Here is a 16,885-nt window from a genome sequence, read left to right as displayed (position 1 = left end):
GTCACGCTCGGCTGCGAATGTGACTGCAGCGTCACGTTGGCGGCAGGCCGGAATCATCGACGAAATCGCGCGGCGTCAGCCCTGACCGCATCAGCTCGGCGCGGCGGGCCTGAACATCGGAGGCGGCGCCGACCATGTTGGTCAGAATATGGCTGACCTGCAGGTGCACCCGCATACCCATCAGTTCCCAGGCTCGCTTGACGTTGTTCTTCACCGCCATCAGCGTGGTGAGCGGGATCCGCGCGATCTTGCGTGCCATCTCCTCGACCGTGGCTTCCAGGTCTTGGCGGGGCACCACCCGGTTGAGCAGACCCCAGTCGAGGGCTTGCTGCGCCGACAACGTCGGCGCCAGCAGCAGCCAGTCCATGGTGCGGTGCCAATTCATCAGCAACCACGGCTCGATCATGGTGTGCCCGCCGGGCTCGCCGAGGCTTTGGGCAAGCGGCATCTGGAAGTACGCGTCCTCGGACGCGACGCAGAAGTCGGTCAACAGGCCAAGATAGATGCCGCCGCCCACGCAGTAGCCGTGGATCTGGGAGATCGTCGGCTTGGGGAATTCCCACAGATACAGCGTGGGCCACAGGAACAGGTCGGCGGTGCCCCTGTACAGCTCCTCGAAGGTGTTGCCGAAATCCGGGTAAGGGTTTTCGTCCGGACCCCAGCGTGCCACGTGCCCGCCACAGAACCCTTTTCCGTTGGCCTTGAGGATGACGACCTTGACCTCTTTATCGCGGTCGGCCTCGTGCAGGCACGCATCGACTTCGGTGACCAGGACCGCATCCTTGGTGTTGGCCTTGTCGACCCGGTTCAGGATGATTCGCGCGATCGGTGGTTCGCGCTCATAAATGGTCGCTTCGAGGACGCGCCGTTGCATGCTGGTGACAGTACCCGACGCAGGCGTGCGCCTACAGCGACCGGCTGATGATCTCCTTCATGATTTCGCTTGTGCCGCCGTAGATCTTGGTCACCCGCGCCGCCGCATACGCGCGCGCGATGGGGTATTCCATCATGTAGCCGTAGCCGCCGAAGAACTGCAGGCACCGATCCACGATGTCGACCGCCTTGTCCGCGGCGATCAGCTTGGCCATCGACGCCGTGGCCGGGTCGTTGTTGCCGTCGATGTACTGCTGCACGCAGTGGTCGACGGTGGTCTTGATCGACAGCGTCTCGGCCTTGAGCTGTGCCAACTCAAACCTGCTGTGCTGGAACTGGATCAACGGCCGCCCGAACGCCTCCCGCTGCCGGGTGTAGCGGATCGCCTCGAGCACCGCGCATTCGGCCAAACCGGCGCACTGCGAGGCGATGACCAGTCGCTCCCGGGCCAGCTGCTCCATCAGCTGGTAAAAACCCAGCCCCTCGTTTTCACCGAGCAAATTCGCCACCGGCACCCGCATGTCCGAGAAGAACAACTCCCGGGTGTCCTGGCCGTGCTGGCCGATCTTTTCCAGGACTCGCCCGCGCTCGAAACCGTGCAGACTCGCGTCGGTTTCGGCGACGATCAGGGAAATCCCTGCCGCACCGGCTGTCGGATCCGTCTTGGTGACAATGATCAGCAGATCACAGTGAGTTCCGTTGGAAATGAAGGTCTTCGAACCGTTGATCACATAGTGTGAGCCGTCGCGGACGGCGGTGGTACGGATCCCCTGCAGGTCGGAGCCGGCACCGGGTTCGGTCATCGCGATCGCCAGCACGGCGTCGCCGCTGATTACCCTGGGCAACCAGCGTTGCTTCTGTTCCTCGTTGCCGTAGGCGTTGAGGTAGTGCGCGGCGATCGGTGAGTGCACCGCCCACCCCGAGGAGGTGTCGTGCGCCAGTGCCTGCTCTTCGGCGAAGACCGCGGAATAACCGAAATCGCCACCGGCGCCGCCGAACTGCTCGGGCAGATCCAGCCCGAGCAACCCCGCGTCGCCCAGCTTGTTCCAATACTCACGATCGACCTGATGGTCGCGGGCCCAGCGTTCTTGGTTGGGAGTGGACTCCTTCAGCAGGAACTCGGCAGCATACTTACGCAGCTCGCGATGTTGATCGGTTTCCCAGCTGGCCCGGTAGGCCGGGAAAAGCTCGGACATGACTGCCCCCTGATGTTGCTCCGCGCAATATCGGTTCAGGTTCGCATAGTTTCCGATCGTTGGCGGTGGATTCGGCAAAAAGCCCGGCATGCTCCCCGAACGCGCCGCGGCACCGGTGTCGCCGACGACATCCCGACCGGCGCTGCCGATACCGTCGGCACCGCACCACCTGGCGTCCACAGTTACCACGATGGCGCGGACTATCATTGCAGTACACAAGGGTTTTCACAGTCCCGGCGCACCGAGGCTGACAGCTAGGCCCGCGCCAACAGCCAGGCCTGCCCCCGGCCTTCCCCGGCGGCAATCACATCCAGTCCGGCAAACGACGCCCGGAGCTGGCCTCGCCCGGCGCGGAAGGGCCCCGCGGCTGCGCCGACCTCACTGAGCACGGCGATGGCCAGCAACCCGCCCGGTGCCAATCGCGCGACTATCGGCCGGTCCAGGCGAGGATCGAGGAACTTATGGCACACGACCACGTCGACGGGTGGCCCGGGCGGCAAACCTGCGTCCAGGTCGACCACGTCGAATCGACAGCGATCGGCAAGCCCGCAACGCTCGGCCAAATCCCGTGCCTGGCCAATCGCCACCGTAGAGATGTCCACTCCCCACACCTGCAAGCCTCGGCGTGCTAACCAGACCGCGCCCAGCCCCGGACCGCAGGCCAGATCGAGAGCCTTTCCCGCGGTTGGGAATACGTCCGCGTGACATCCAAAGGCGCTGGGCGGACCGACAGCGTCGAGTGCCGGCGGTCCCTGACTGCTGTACCGCTCGTCCCAGCTGCGGCGATCCTGCTCGGCCACAACCTGTTACGCCGGACCGGTATGCAGATAGCCTGGTGTACCAGCCGAGCCCACTCGTCCGGCCGTCGGTTCTGACCGTCGGCAGCACGCCGAGCGCACGATTCCGGGCTCTCTCGCGAAAGTCACTGTGCCCCAGAGTTTTGCAGATAGGCGACGATCGCGTTGGTCAACCCGCGGCGGGCCTGATCGAGGTCGGAGTAGGTACCCAACTGTCTTTCGGAGGTGATGCCGCGCATCGCTCCCGGGATGAACGCGGCGACCTCGCGTACCCGGCCGGGATCGACATCCATATCCGCGAATGCTTTCTGGCAGGTCGTGGCCCAGCTCCGCTGCCACGACGCCAGCTCGGCAGCGGTTCGGGGATAGTGCCGCTCGAGTTCGGCACGGTTGTTGGGCAGGGCGCGACGAAGCGTCTCGATCGCACGGGAATCGGTCGAGGTCAGCCCCTCGTACAAAGTGTTGATAATGCCCGAAACCCGTTCGTGAAGCGGACCGCTGGAGACTGCATTCGACCCAAACGTGCCCCGCCGCGCCGCCGTGCGGTGCAGAACTGCGGCCCACAACCCGTCGATGTCGCCGAATTGGTACTTGACCGCGCCCCAGGTGGCGCCGCTGTCCTTGGCGATGCGATTGGCCGACGCGGCCCCGGGTTCGCCGGTGGCCAACGACCGTATCGCAGCCTCGAGCATGCTTTCGCGCGTTGCGAGGCCGCGCTTGTTGGCACGCCGCCCCGCTATGCCCGCCTCAGCCATTCATGCGATGTTAGTGGCAACGCTCGTCGCGCGGCTAGCACCGCATGTCAGCGAAGTCCGCCCACCTCGACCGCCACGGTGGCGATCCGGGCTTCGGCGCCGCGGTAATTCAAACCCATTGCCGACAGCGCGATTTGGACTTTAGACGGCTCCAAGCCACCGGGCCGCGGAAAGTTGGGTCGTGCACCGGGATCCGCGACCTCCGTCGTCGACGCCACCGGCGATGCCGGGGCCCGGGTTATCGGCCACCACCCGAGACCAGTGAACCGACCGCTCAGCGCCTATAGTCCTGCTCGGATCACGTAAAGGGCTCTCGACCGGTCAACAGTGCCACGGTTGCCGCACCTCTTCGGGCTCGGCAATCCGCATTCGGCCGACGGTGGCGGTCTGGGTCCGGAGGAGGAAACAGGTGTCGGGTCTGCGAGAGCTCGCATTGGGCAGTGCGCCCGTCTTCGGTGGTGTCATGCTGGCCGTCGCGGCCGGGCAATTCAAGGGCACCGACTTTCGCGGCCAGCTCAAGCAGGACATGGACCTGCTCGACCGGCTTCCCGCCGACGCCCCGCAACGCGCCGATCTGGAGCGCACGATCAACGAGCGCATCGGCGACCTGGTGGACGCCGCCGACCGAAGTCGCGCACTGCGCAAAGCCGCAATGTCCTACCAGGGCAACTGGCGCGACATCGTGCTGTTGCTGTGCGCGGTGCTGTTCACCGTCATCTGGTGGGAGGTCAACCACAGCCGCAGCAACTGGCTGCCGACGTTCATCGTGCTGATCGTGTTGTCGGTGGTGGCAGCCGGTTACGCGCTTCGCGGCGCGCTGCGCAGCGTCACCTCCCTGGCCCGCAAACGGCGCGGCGGCCAGCGACACGAACCGACTTCCGGGTGAGCGCGGCAGCGACGATACCTCAACGTCGGTAAGTTACGTATTTTTGCAATATAAAGGACCCCGCAGGCATTGCCCCCCTCCGCGCGCCGGTGCCACGCTATCTGCATGACAGAAACCGAGGGGTATGTCGATCAGGCGGTCACCGGCATCGCCGAACCACAACCGATGTACAAGGCGCTGCGGGAGTCGACGCCGGTGTTCCGGGCGCCGCAGGCGGTGGTTCTGAGCCGGCTTGCCGACATCGAGATGGCGCTCAAACGCACTGACCTGTTCTCCTCCAACATGGATGCCGTCGATCTCGGTAACCTGCGGCCGCTGATCCCGCTCCAAATCGACCCGCCCGAACACGCCAAGTACCGCCGTATCCTCGATCCGCTGTTCACCCCGCGGGAGATGGCTCGGCGCGAACCCCACGTCACCGCGCTGGTGAACGAGATGATCGACCGGTTCGCCGGCCGCGGTGAATGCGACTTCCATGCCGAGTTCGCGGTGCCGCTGCCGTGCACCGTCTTCCTGCAACTGCTGGGCCTTCCCCTGGACGACCTCGACAGATTCCTGGAGTGGAAGGACGGCGTCATCCGTCCCGCGGGCTCCACCGGCTACGACGACCGCCACGAGGCGTCGGCAGCCGTGGCGCAACAGATCTACGACTACTTCGACCGCGCGATCGACGACCACATCGCCAACCCGCGAGACGACGTGCTGTCAGCGATGATCGCGGCCAACGTCAAAGGACTAGAGGGGCCGGCCGGCCAACCGCTATCCCGCGAGGAGCTGCTCGACATCTGCTTCCTGTTCCTGATCGCGGGCCTGGACACGGTCACCGACTCGCTCGACTGCTTCTTCGTCTACCTGGCGCGACACCCCGACCATCGTCGACAACTCATCGAGCAGCCCGACGTCCTGCCGCATGCGGTTGAGGAGCTATTGCGCTGGGAGACGCCGGTGCCCGGCGTTGCCCGGGTGGCCATGCAAGACGTCGAAGTGGGGGGATGCCCGATCCGCAAGGGTGAACGCGTCAGCCCGCTACTCGGCGCGGCCAACACCGACCCGGCGGAGTTCCCCGATCCGGAACGAGTGGACTTCACCCGCAACCCGAACCGGCACCGCGCGTTCGGTGGCGGTCCGCATCGGTGCCTCGGTTCCCACCTGGCGCGCATGGAGCTGCGGGTGGCGTTGCGCGAATTCCACCGCCGCATCCCGGCTTACGACATCAAACCCGGCACCCAGCTGGTTTACACCGCCGCCCTGCGGTCGGTGGAATCGTTGCCGCTGACGTTCCCGGTCGCGCGATGACGCACGTCTGGGTCGACGCCGATCGCTGCGTCGGGCATGGCCGCTGCTACACCCTGGCGCCGGACGTCTTCGACGCCGACGAAGTCGGACACTCCGTCGTGCGGGTCGCGGACGTCTCGGGCGAGCTGGAGCGGCAGGCCGTGACGGGAGCGGAAAACTGCCCGGAGCAGGCGATCACCCTGTCCCGGTGAGCGGCCGGCCAGATCGCTTGCCGCACAACGCCCTCGTGGCGCGACGCCGCGACACCTGAGGACGTCGGTAACCGACGCGGAAGCGCCGGAGGCGGGATATCACCGACGCCGGCGCTGGACTCGTCGTACGCTGACGCAAACCACAGAAGGGAACGCCTGCACATGCAACCAGGTTCGCTCGATCCGGTGGCCAGCGATCGTTTGTCGCACGCCGAAAAGTCATTCACCTCCGACTTGTCGATCAACGAGTTCGCGCTGCTGCACGGGGCCGGGTTCGAACCGATCGAGCTGGTCATGGGTGTCTCGGTCTATCACGTCGGCTTCCAGTTCAGCGGCATGCGGCAGCAACAGGAACTGGGCGTGCTGACCGAGGCGACCTATCGGGCACGCTGGAATGCGATGGCGCGCATGCAGGCCGAAGCCGATGCGCTCAAGGCGGACGGGATCGTCGGGGTCCGGCTCAACTGGCGTCATCACGGTGAAGGCGGCGAGCATCTGGAGTTCATGGCGGTCGGCACGGCGGTGCGCTACACCGCCAAGCCCGGGGCATTTCGGCGTCCCAACGGGCAAGCCTTCTCCAGCCACCTGTCCGGGCAGGACATGGTGACGCTGCTGCGATCGGGGTACGCGCCGGTGGCCTTCGTGATGGGCAATTGCGTGTTCCACATCGCCGTGCAGGGGTTCATGCAGACGCTGAAGCAGATCGGCCGCAATATGGAGATGCCGCAGTGGACTCAGGGCAACTACCAGGCGCGGGAACTGGCGATGTCGCGCATGCAGAGCGAGGCGGAGCGCGACGGTGCCACCGGCGTGGTGGGCGTGCATTTCGCCATCTCCAACTACGCGTGGGGCCTGCACACGGTGGAGTACTACACGGCCGGAACCGCGGTACGCCGCACCGGCAGCGGGGAAACCATCACGCCGTCGTTCGTCTTGCCCATGGATAACTGATGACCCATTTCGACGCCGAGCAGGTGAGCCGGACCATCGGGGCCGCGCTCGCCGGCCCCGGCGGAGTCGCCTTGGTGGTCAACGTTTTCGCCAATCTTCCGGGAGTGATTCACACACCCGCACGACGCGGCCTGTTCCGGTCGAACCCGGAGCGGATCCAGATCGGTGATTGGCGCTATGAAGTTGCCCACGACGGTCGGCTGGTCGCCGCACACCTGGTGAACGGCATCGTCATCGCCGAGGACCTCCTGGCCGCCGGCGCCGTCGGTCCGCACGTCGCCCGTGCTCTGGGACAAATCGTCAGCCGGTACGGGCCCACGATCATCCCGAACATCAACGCGGCGGTGGAGATTCTGGGCACCAGTACCGGCTATCGGTACTGAGCCCTCTCAGCCAAATCCCGCTCAGCCGTATCGCGGAGTGGATAGGGTGCCCCGTCATGGGCGTCGTGCGGTTCCTTTGGCAACGCGTGCTGGCCTTCGACCGAATCGGCTCCCGCATTCCGCAGCTGATCCAGGTCTGGCTGCTGGAACTGTTCTTCGCCATGCCGTTGGCCTTCTTCATCGGCAAGGTCATCGACATCCATGGCGCCTTCGGCGTGCCCGGCACCGGCGAGCGCCTCGACGCCACATTCTGGGGAGCCCTCGTCGTCGCGCTCGTCTTCGGGTTCTTGTTCGTACGCTCCCTGGTGAAGCCGCGCATCGCCCAGGGTTCGTGGACGCCCACGGTGCACGCCGACGTCGGAGGATTTACCGTCTACCGCGGAAACCGGGCCTGGACGGTGACCTATCCCTACCTGACCAGCCACCCGTCTTATGCACTGCTGCTGCTGCTGACCGCACCCATTCCCGCCATGATGGTCGCGGCGACCGTCAACCAGGGCGACAGCACCTTCTACTTCCGGGTCTGCGGGATCGTCGGGCTGATCATCCTGGCCTGCATGGCGGTGGCACGCACGTTGGCCTGGTACGTATTCCGCATCGGCCGCCGCCGGCTCGACGAGCAACTGCGGGGCCTGCCGATCTCCCAACGTCGCCTCGGCTGGGAAATCGCCTGGAAACCCGTGCTGGTTCTGGTGGTGCTGATGTATGCGATCGTGTGCATCCCGCTCGGTGCCATGTGGCTGAAGGAGCAGCGCACCATCGCGGCCTTGCCCGTCGTCACCGTTGCCGACACGCAGTATCCCGGCCAATATCGGCGCGTGACAGGCAAAGTGGCGTCGGAGCCCGTCTACTGGGCGCCGCAAGGGACCGGCCGCGGCGGCAACAACTACGCGGGAGCGGGAATCCTGGTGACGCTGCCGACCGGCGGTGAGGCGCTGCTGCTCGCCGACTCGATGGCGGTGCCGGATTTCAAGGGCATGATGGCCCACGTCCACCACGGCGAAGTCAGCGCAACCGGCAAGGTGATCGACGCCGTGACCGCGACCCAGCGGAAGTACTACGGATTCAACGAAAACGCCTTTCCCGCACCGTCGGCCGGCGGGCGGGTCATGTTGCTGTTGTCGGAGCCCTGAGCCGAAGGAGGCTTGGAATGAGAATCGTCAGGGCAGCGGCCGCGCTGGGGCTGGTGGCGCTGGCCGGTTGTGGCGGCCATTCGAAGTCGGCCGACGCCACGTCGAGCACCGTCGGCCGCAGTTCGGCGTCGACGTCGGGCGTAGACAAGACGCGGCCATCAAGAAGGGGCGCCGGCTGAGTCGCCGAGGGCACGCCAGTGCCGAGTTGCCGCGCCGGCGCGGGGTTACCGCACCGCGCATGCGAAGCTGGCCCAGGCGTTGTTGCCGTAGCCGCCCGGATTCCACAGGGACGCCGGCGATTGCGGCTGCAGAGTCCCGGTGTCGTCCCACGCGCGGGCGGTGATGTGCAGCCTGCCGGGCTCGACGTCGACGGTCGATGACCACGGCTGCCAGGACCATGTGCCGGGCGACGGGTGCAACTCGGCTTGCCGCCAGGTGCGCCCGTGGTCGAGCGATATGTCGATGCGGGCGACGCGGTGACCGTCGCCGGCAATGCCGTAGCCGCGGATTGTCAGTGCGCCGGCGGCGACGACGGCACCGTCGACGGGGTGCAGAATGTCGCAGTTGAGCGCCAGCGTCGAAAGCGAAATGCCTTCTCCCGCAGCAGCTGTGGCGGGATCGGCGTCGGGGGGCAGGATCCGGTAGTCATGCGCCTGGAAGTAGTTCTCCGACGGACCGGGTTGCACGGTGATCGCACTGACCCATTTGACACTGCGGGCGCCGATGTACCCCGGCACCACCACCCGGACCGGGCCGCCGTGGGCAGGTGGCAGCGGTTCGGAGTTCATCTGCCACGCCAGCAGCACTTCCTGCGACATCGCCTTGCGCAACGGGATGGAACCGCCGTAGGTCTGTACGGGCCGGGCCTCCGGGGCCACGTCGGGAGCATCGAAGGCGACATGCAGCCCGTCTTCGACGTGGGTCTGGGCCGCGCCGAGGACGTCGGCCAGACGCGCGCCACACCACTGTGCCGTCGAGATCGCACCGTGCTGCCAGGGCTCCTTACCCGGGATCGCTCGCACACGGAGCAACTCGGCGCGACGGTTACCCGCACAGGCCAACGTCGCCACCACACTGTGGCGCGGGAAATCGTTGACCAGCCGGTCATAGGTCAGCGTCAGCGGTTTGTCCACGCAGCCGCTAACCGTCAGACGCCACTGAGGGGGCGCAATAGCGGGAATGGGGCCGTGATTGCGCGCATAGAACGCAATGATCGGGGTGATGTCGCTGCCGGCCAGCGCCGCGACCGGCGGCTCAGCGTTGTAGGGCAGCTCCGCATGCACGATCATGTCGTCTCGCTTGCCCCATGTCGCTGTGGCGTCGGCGGCCATAGTAGAGATCGTCCGCCATCACCGGACACGGGTCTAGCGGCGGTGCTCGGCTGGCACAAGACGGTTATCGGGGCGGCGCCATGGGCACTTCGGTTGACTGCCAACGCTCGTCCCGGCGTTTCGGATCAGCATCGCAAATCCGCATCGGGACGCCGGCGGTGTCGTACCGTTCACACAGGTCTCACGCGGTTCAGCGAAAAGCCGGATATGAGGTCACGCACCGTGAGCCGAACGCAGCACCGAGGGAAGGGGTTCAACACGATGAATAAACCGACGACCGCATTGGCGACACTTGCCGTGCTCCTCGTGACTGCCGGGTGTGGCCGGTCCACCAACAGCCAGGCCGCCGAAAATTCGCCGTCGGGAAACCCATCGAGCTCGAATACCGCCACCACCACCGAGCCCGCCTCCTCGGGACGGATGAACCCCCGCTACGAAGACGCCGAAACACCGGAGGCCCAACAAGGCCGCCAGCTCATGACGGACGCGAAACTGCTGGAGGCGCTGGCTCAGCAGGTCAACGACACCCTGAATCTGCCGCACGACGTGGCGGTTCTGGGCAAACAATGTGGCGAGCCCAACGACTACTGGGACCCCAACACCAACGAGATAACACTGTGCTACGAGGACATCCAGCAAAGCGAGCACCGGTTCGCCGACAGCGGCAACCCCGATCCGGTGGTCACCGCGGTTGACGCAACGACCTCGGGGTTCTATCACGAGCTCGGTCACGCCACCCTGTCCATCTACGAGCTCGCTTTCACCGGGCGCGAAGAGGATGTGGCCGACCAGCTCTCGGCGTTCATGCTGCTGGCTCCTGGCGCCGACGGAAAGCCCTATCCCAACGGTGTCCGGATTGCGACCAACACCGCCCAGGACTGGAAGCTGAGCGCCAAGGAGTCCGGCGACGCCAACGATCTGCCGTTCTGGGACGGGCACTCCATGGACATCACCCGCATGTACAACTGGGAGTGCTGGATCTACGGGTCCGACCCGGCGGCCAACGCCAACATGGTCGCCTCCGGCGATCTCCCGGAGGACCGGGCCGGCAATTGCGAGGAGGAGTTCCAGAACATGTCCAAGGCATGGCAGCAGATGCTGGGGCCGCATCTCAAGAAGCCCAGCTGATCCTGATCCGAACAGCCCGCCGCGAGCAGGGGTTCATGGAGTTCATGGACCGTTCAGGCATCGGTCGAGCAGACCTCATGGACCGCACACGAGAGACCGTTTGTCTCACGGTATGCGTGTCGTTCAGGTCGCCAACTTCTACGGACCTCGTTCCGGCGGGCTCCGGACCGCCGTCGACCGGTTGGGATCGGAATACTGCGCACGCGGCCATCAGGTATATCTGATCGTTCCCGGCGCCCGGGCCACACATACTCGGTTGGGCACCGGTGTCGTGCGAATCACCCTGCCGGCCAAGCTGATTCCCTTCACCGGAGGCTACCGCGCGGTGCTGCCCGGGCCCGTGCGGACGTTGCTGGAAACGCTACGGCCCGACGCCCTCGAGGTCTCCGACCGGCTCACCCTGCGATCACTGGGCCGCTGGGGGCGCGACCGCGGCGTGACAACGGTGATGATCTCCCACGAACGCCTCGATCGCTTCGCCGGCCAGCTGCTTCCGCGGCGCGCCGCCCGGGCATTCGCAGACGTGGCGAACCGGCGAACCGCCGCCGACTACGACACCGTGGTGTGCACCACCGCGTTCGCGCGCGCGGAATTCGACCGTATCGGAGCGACCAATATCGCCACGGTCCCACTGGGTGTCGATCTGCAGACCTTCCACCCACGCCGGCGCAGTTCTCTGGTGCGCCGACGTTTCGCCGCATCCACACAGATCCTGCTGGTCCACTGCGGCCGGCTGTCGGTCGAGAAGCGTGCCGATCGCAGCATCGATGCGGTCGCCGCATTGTGTGACGCCGGTGTCGACGCCCGCCTGGTCGTCGTCGGCGAGGGCCCGATGCGCTCCAGACTGCAACGTCAGGCCGCGGGTCTACCGGTTGAGTTCACCGGTTTCATCTCCGATCGGCGCGCCGTCGCCACCATCCTGGCCTGCGCCGACGTGACCCTGGCGCCCGGACCGCACGAGACCTTCGGACTGGCCGCACTGGAATCACTGGCGTGCGGGACACCGGTCGTGGTATCGCGCACGTCGGCGCTGGCCGAGATCATCACCACAGACAGCGGCTCATCGGCCGATAACAGCCCGGTCGCCATCGCAGCGGCGGTCCGCAGCGTCGTCAGCCGTCCCGAGGACGACCGCCGTGCCTGCGCAAGACGGCGCGCCGAAGCCTTCACCTGGCAGCAAGCCGCGACCGGCATGTTGATTGCACTCAGTGCTCGCGACGGTCAACGAGACGATGGTGCCCGTTGTGTGGACGAGGCGAGCCGGCTGACGGACGCAGGCTCCCCCTTCACCGCATGAAATCAGGTGCACTGTAACCCGTGCGGGCCCCCGATCCAATGGCCGGGCGGCGCCTGCCAGGGGCAGACTTGCTGAACCTGCCCCGGCGGGAACGGGTTCGCAATGCCCCGATCGTTGAGATGGGGCCCTGGCGGAATCCGCGGCTGCCCCGGGTCGGCCTGTGCGACAGCGCCGGCGAATCCGAGCGCGGATGCTCCCAACGCCGCAGCGATGACGGCTTTGCCGGCGAACTTCTTCGCGATCATCGTGTCGCCCTCCTTCAGCCGCCGTGGGCACTGCGTCAGCCACTACGGTGACGTCTATCCAACAAGTATCCCAGAGACGGCGTTGTCAAACCTCACCCCCGCATGCGGGCGCTTCGCCAACCTCACGGTCTGCGGCCATGATCCAGGGTCAACCGCTGGTGTTGCCGGGTCCGCGGCGGGCGAATGCGGGGGCATGCTCGGGCCGCACCCCAACGCCGACAAAGTAGGCGGGCAGCATCGACAGCCACGGCAATTTGTCCACCACCGCGAGTAAGGCCGCCGGCGGGGTCGGGTCCTTGCCGCCAAGCAGTGGGCCGACCAGCATCCGGTGCAGTACCCGTTGCACCGTTTGAGTCACCACGGTGGGAAGGAGGCGGCGACGGCGCACGGCGGCCAGGTCGCGATCGGTGATCCGGTGTCGCAGCAGGGGTTCGGCCAAGATGGTCGCCGCCGCGACGGCATCCTGCACGGCCAGGTTGATCCCGACACCGCCCAGCGGCGACATCGCGTGTGCGGCGTCACCGATGCACAGCAGTCCATCGGTGTGCCAGCGCCGCAGCCGGTTCACCTTCACGTCGAGATGCTTGACATCGTCCATGGACGTCAGCGCTGCCGCCGACTCGGCCGCCTCGGGAACCAGCGCGGCGACGTCGCGGCCGAACGCCTCGATGCCGCGCTCCCGCAACGCGGCGTCGGCGCCCTTGGGTCCGAGGTAGGCGATCTGGAAATACCCTTGGCGGGGAATTACCACCAGGGCCTTACCCGGTCCGAATCGCGGCAGCAACGAGAACTCCGTGCTGTTCTCGTACGGCAGTTTGAACCACCACACATCGAACTTGACCGGGTAGTCGTGTGCTCTCAGCCCGGCCTCCTGACGTGCCATCGACCAGCGCCCGTCGCACGCAACGGTCAGCTCCGCCCTCAGCTCACCGGGGCCGTCGGGTCCCTGGTAGCGCACTCCGACCACCCGATCGCCGTCGCGCAGCAGCCCAGTGGCTTCGGTCTTCATGCGCAACGTGAAGGTCGGCTCGGCCTGGGCCGCCTCCGCGAGCAGGTTCAGCAGATCCCATTGCGGCACCATCGCAATGTAGGGGCGGGGTAGTCGCAGCCGCTCGAAGTCGAGGTAGGTCACCGACCGCCCGGCGGTATCGAAGGTCGCCTTGCGGACCTCGCTGAAGGGCAGCGCCGCAAAACGCTCCCAAAGTCCCAGCTCGTCGAGCAGCCGCAGGGTAGTCGGATGCACGGTGTCACCGCGGAAATCCCGTAGGAAGTCACCGTGCTTCTCCAGCAGGGTGACCTCGACACCCGCCCGGGCCAGCAGCAGCCCGAGGACCATGCCGGCAGGGCCGCCGCCGATAATCGCGCATGTGGTTGTCTCAGACATCAGCGCAAGCATAGGGCGCGCACCGTCTGCGCGAAGTATGCCGCAGGGGCCCGCCGTACGGTCAACGCCGGCCGCGCTGACCAACCCCGAACTGACGGTGGCCGATCAACGCGGCAATGAGAATTTATCGATATTGTCTATGGTGTCATAATTGCAATTTATCAGAACAATTATTGACGCGCTGACCATACTGTTGTATGGTGGCTTCACGTCATCCCTTTGGTAGATATTCAATGACGATATTCTGCGCCCTGAGCGCCTTACCGGCGAACCAGGAATCTGGCTAACAGAAAGCGCGCAGACGGAGCCAGCTCGTAATGGCCTGCCCATCGGGAGAATTCACCGATATTGCACTTGCGATGGCATCATCGCAAAAAGGACAGCGAGATGAGCACCAAGCACACATTGGCCAGATTCCTGCTCGCCGGTGCGCTCGGCTTGGCCGCGCTGGGTATTGGGTCGGGTTCGGCACAAGCGGACCCAACCTCGCCGCCCCCGAACCCACCAGCAGATTCCGAGACACCGGCGCCTCCGTCCCCATCGGATTCGCCACCGCCACCGCAACCGCACTCGTGGCCTCCGTGCGGAATGGGTGGTCAATGCTCTCCGAGATGTTGGCCGCCATGGGAACCGCCGCCGGCGCCGGGGGAACCGACGCCTACCTTCCCCAACCCATGGCCGCCGTTCGGATTGGGCGGCACCAGGTTCGAGCCGTGCCCCGCGCCGCCGCCGCCACCACCAGGAGAACCTTATCCATCGCCGCCTCCCGCACCGCCTGCATGGCCGCCGTGCGGAACGGGCGGTGAATGCTTCCCGGGCGGTCTACCACCTGGCTGGTACTAAGTTTCCAATTTTCGCGCGGCCCGAAGAAGGGGTTCCGTATTTGCGGATCGGCCGCGCGCCAATGCGTTTTCTGACACGCCGATCGGAGCTGCACTCACTGGACGGAAATTGACTCGGCTTGTGAATAAGCGCGCCTATTCTGTCGGCGTCTGTTGGAAAGTCTGCGGCTGCCGGAAACCTTACGCGTGACCTCGCGCAGTACCCCTGCCACGACATATCGGCATCTGGTGACCGGTGGGTAAGATGTTCAGCGCGCTGGGCGCGCCGATCGACCCGGAGCTTGAGGCGATACGAAGCACCGCCATCGAACAACGTTGCAAGGCTAGACCGCCAACCAACTCGTGATGCGCCAGGGCAATCCGAGGAGCAGATGGACCACAGGCCATGACCGACACCATCCAGACGCTCCTGCAACAGCGCGCATCCGATTCCTCGGTCGCGGTGAAATACCATGATCTGCAATGGACTTGGCAACAGTATCTCGCGGAGTCAGCGGCGCGCGCAGCGGTTTTGATCGCCGCCGCCGACCCGGACCGGCCGATGCACATCGGTGCTCTGCTGGGCAACACACCCGAGATGCTGGCCCAGATGGCGGCGGCCGGACTGGGTGGCTACGTGCTGTGCGGTCTGAACACCACCCGCCGGGGCGAGGCGCTGGCCGCCGACATCAGAAAGGCGGACTGTCAGATCGTGGTGACCGATGCCGAACACCGCGACCTGCTGCACGGTTTGGACCTGGCCGGCACCCGGATTCTCGACACCGCGACACCGCAGTGGGCCGAATTGGTCGCCGCCGCCGATCCGTTGGTCCCGCATCGCAAGGTCGACATGACGGACCCGTTCATGATGATCTTCACCTCCGGCACCAGCGGAAGCCCCAAGGCGGTGCAGGTGTCGCAGCCGATGCCGATATTCGCCGGGCGCAGCCTCACCGAGCGCTTCGCGCTCACCGAGCAGGACACCTGCTACGTGTCCATGCCGCTGTTTCACTCCAATGCGGTGGTCGCCGGATGGGCGCCCGCGGTGGTGTCCGGCGCGGCCATTGCGCCGGCAAAGTTCTCGGCCACTAACTTTCTGGCCGACGTCCGCCGCTACCACGCCACGTACATGAACTATGTCGGCAAGCCGCTGGCGTACATCCTGGCCACGCCGCAGCGTGAGGACGACGCCGACAATCCGCTGCGGGTGGCGTTCGGCAACGAGGCCAACGAGAAGGACATCGAGGAGTTCGCGCGCCGCTTCGCGGTGCAGGTCGAAGACGGCTTCGGCTCGACCGAAAACGCGGTCATCGTAATTCGCGAACCCGGAACTCCGCCCGGCTCGATCGGCAAAGGTGCCCCCGGAGTCGCGGTGTACAACAGCCAGACCGTCACCGAGTGCCCCGTCGCGCACTTCGACGAGCACGGTGCGCTGCTCAACGCCGATGAGGCCGTGGGCGAATTGGTCAACACCACCGGATCGGGTTTCTTCAGCGGCTATTACAACGACCCCGACGCCAACGCCGAACGGATGCGCCACGGCATGTATTGGTCCGGTGACCTCGGCTACCGCGACGCTCAAGGCTGGATCTATCTGGCCGGCCGCACCGGCGACTGGATGAGGGTGGACGGCGAAAATCTGGCGGCCGCGCCGATCGAACGAATCCTGTTGCGCCACAACGCTATCAACCGCGTAGCGGTCTATGCGGTGCCGGACGAGCAGGTCGGTGACCAGGTGATGGCCGCGGTCGTGCTGCAGCGGGGCCGCGCCTTCGAGACCGACTCGTTCGAAGCATTCCTCGACGCACAGCCCGACCTGTCCCCCAAGGCCCGCCCACGGTACGTCCGCATCGCCGCCGACCTGCCCAGCACCGCCACGCACAAGGTGCTCAAGCGCCAGCTGATCCGCGACGGAACAACCGTCGGCGCGGGCGAGACATTGTGGGTGCGCGAGCCACGCGGCACCGCATACCGGATCGCGTCTCACGGCGACGCCTAGACAGTCACACGCCGCACCATCCCATCCGCGGATCGAGGCTACGGGCACGCAATCGGCAGGGGAATGAAGCTGCCGTCAGGGCTCGCGCAGTAATTGCTTAGGTTTTTCTGTTTGGTTTGTTCACACTTGTGGTATGACGCTACTTGCTGTGGACTCCGATCGGGTCGCCGCCCGTTTGTCGTTGATCCGCCCGCATCTCGATGAGCGGGCGTGGCGGTT

The 16,885-nt window shown here is 65.9% G+C and carries 18 protein-coding genes; 10 read left to right on the top strand and 8 right to left on the bottom strand.

Annotated features, from left to right (window positions below; genetic code table 11):
• Positions 1-31: 31 nt before the first annotated feature.
• From BST40_RS15455 to BST40_RS30130, 5 genes are all read right to left on the bottom strand, one after another.
• Positions 32-874 (bottom strand): enoyl-CoA hydratase-related protein, encoded by an 843-nt coding sequence (locus BST40_RS15455; RefSeq protein ID WP_083154659.1) that lies wholly within the window; start codon positions 872-874, stop codon positions 32-34.
• 31 nt (positions 875-905) lie between these two features.
• On the bottom strand, positions 906-2,069 hold the full coding sequence (locus tag BST40_RS15450) for an acyl-CoA dehydrogenase family protein (protein WP_075547542.1): 1,164 nt from the start codon (positions 2,067-2,069) through the stop codon (positions 906-908).
• Positions 2,070-2,323: 254 nt separating this feature from the next.
• Positions 2,324-2,869 (bottom strand): class I SAM-dependent methyltransferase, encoded by a 546-nt coding sequence (locus BST40_RS15445; protein WP_083154658.1) that lies wholly within the window; start codon positions 2,867-2,869, stop codon positions 2,324-2,326.
• A 122-nt stretch (positions 2,870-2,991) separates the two neighbouring features.
• Entirely contained in the window at positions 2,992-3,621 is a 630-nt protein-coding gene (locus tag BST40_RS15440) for a TetR/AcrR family transcriptional regulator (RefSeq protein ID WP_183154999.1), read from the bottom strand.
• Positions 3,622-3,668: 47 nt separating this feature from the next.
• Positions 3,669-3,839, bottom strand: a complete 171-nt coding sequence (locus BST40_RS30130; RefSeq protein WP_158006349.1) for a hypothetical protein — start codon at positions 3,837-3,839, stop codon at positions 3,669-3,671.
• 245 nt (positions 3,840-4,084) lie between these two features.
• On the opposite strand from BST40_RS30130, the gene BST40_RS15435 reads away from it, so the two are divergent.
• The 7 genes from BST40_RS15435 to BST40_RS30125 all read left to right on the top strand — a co-directional run bounded on the left by BST40_RS15435 (position 4,085) and on the right by BST40_RS30125 (position 8,640).
• A complete protein-coding gene (locus BST40_RS15435; protein ID WP_176357717.1) occupies positions 4,085-4,507 on the top strand; it encodes a hypothetical protein in 423 nt (140 codons plus the stop codon).
• A gap of 105 nt (positions 4,508-4,612) precedes the next feature.
• Entirely contained in the window at positions 4,613-5,803 is a 1,191-nt protein-coding gene (locus tag BST40_RS15430) for a cytochrome P450 (protein ID WP_083154656.1), read from the top strand.
• A complete protein-coding gene (locus tag BST40_RS15425) occupies positions 5,800-5,994 on the top strand; it encodes a ferredoxin (RefSeq protein WP_075547504.1) in 195 nt (64 codons plus the stop codon). The genes BST40_RS15430 and BST40_RS15425 overlap by 4 nt, the downstream gene beginning before the upstream one ends.
• Positions 5,995-6,156: 162 nt before the next feature.
• Positions 6,157-6,945 (top strand): heavy metal-binding domain-containing protein, encoded by a 789-nt coding sequence (locus BST40_RS15420; RefSeq protein ID WP_075547503.1) that lies wholly within the window; start codon positions 6,157-6,159, stop codon positions 6,943-6,945.
• Positions 6,945-7,328 (top strand): DUF5073 family protein, encoded by a 384-nt coding sequence (locus BST40_RS15415; RefSeq protein WP_083154654.1) that lies wholly within the window; start codon positions 6,945-6,947, stop codon positions 7,326-7,328. The genes BST40_RS15420 and BST40_RS15415 overlap by 1 nt, the downstream gene beginning before the upstream one ends.
• Before the next feature lie 56 nt (positions 7,329-7,384).
• Positions 7,385-8,461 carry a hypothetical protein gene (locus tag BST40_RS15410; RefSeq protein ID WP_075547501.1) on the top strand — a complete coding sequence of 359 codons (1,077 nt, stop codon included), beginning with the start codon at positions 7,385-7,387 and terminating at the stop codon, positions 8,459-8,461.
• Between the two features lie 17 nt (positions 8,462-8,478).
• Positions 8,479-8,640: a hypothetical protein gene (locus tag BST40_RS30125; RefSeq protein WP_158006348.1), complete on the top strand. Its 162-nt coding sequence runs from the start codon at positions 8,479-8,481 to the stop codon at positions 8,638-8,640.
• Positions 8,641-8,685: 45 nt separating this feature from the next.
• Here BST40_RS30125 and BST40_RS15405 read toward each other — a convergent pair whose 3' ends face one another.
• Positions 8,686-9,792, bottom strand: coding sequence for a sulfite oxidase (locus tag BST40_RS15405; RefSeq protein WP_083154652.1), 1,107 nt, complete (start codon positions 9,790-9,792; stop codon positions 8,686-8,688).
• Between the two features lie 261 nt (positions 9,793-10,053).
• Between BST40_RS15405 and BST40_RS15400 the strand changes: the two genes are divergently transcribed.
• Both BST40_RS15400 and BST40_RS15395 read left to right on the top strand, forming a co-directional pair.
• The gene (locus tag BST40_RS15400; RefSeq protein WP_083154650.1) at positions 10,054-10,920 is read left to right on the top strand and encodes a DUF4344 domain-containing metallopeptidase; all 867 of its coding nucleotides are present in this window, start codon (positions 10,054-10,056) and stop codon (positions 10,918-10,920) included.
• Positions 10,921-11,032: 112 nt separating this feature from the next.
• Complete coding sequence (locus tag BST40_RS15395; protein WP_075547498.1) at positions 11,033-12,217, top strand: glycosyltransferase; 1,185 nt, start codon at positions 11,033-11,035, stop codon at positions 12,215-12,217.
• Positions 12,218-12,219: 2 nt separating this feature from the next.
• Here BST40_RS15395 and BST40_RS15390 read toward each other — a convergent pair whose 3' ends face one another.
• Both BST40_RS15390 and BST40_RS15385 read right to left on the bottom strand, forming a co-directional pair.
• Positions 12,220-12,462 carry a hypothetical protein gene (locus tag BST40_RS15390; RefSeq protein WP_083154646.1) on the bottom strand — a complete coding sequence of 81 codons (243 nt, stop codon included), beginning with the start codon at positions 12,460-12,462 and terminating at the stop codon, positions 12,220-12,222.
• Between the two features lie 148 nt (positions 12,463-12,610).
• Entirely contained in the window at positions 12,611-13,846 is a 1,236-nt protein-coding gene (locus tag BST40_RS15385) for an FAD-dependent oxidoreductase (RefSeq protein WP_082275449.1), read from the bottom strand.
• Between the two features lie 1,227 nt (positions 13,847-15,073).
• Between BST40_RS15385 and fadD1 the strand changes: the two genes are divergently transcribed.
• Positions 15,074-16,666 (top strand): fatty-acid--CoA ligase FadD1, encoded by a 1,593-nt coding sequence (gene fadD1 / locus BST40_RS15380; RefSeq protein ID WP_075547494.1) that lies wholly within the window; start codon positions 15,074-15,076, stop codon positions 16,664-16,666.
• Positions 16,667-16,885 lie beyond the last annotated feature (219 nt).

The sequence above is a fragment of the Mycobacterium persicum genome (assembly GCF_002086675.1).
Lineage (GTDB): Bacteria > Actinomycetota > Actinomycetes > Mycobacteriales > Mycobacteriaceae > Mycobacterium > Mycobacterium persicum.
Note: the sequence above shows the minus strand (reverse complement) of the source record. Positions and strands in the feature narration are given on the sequence as shown.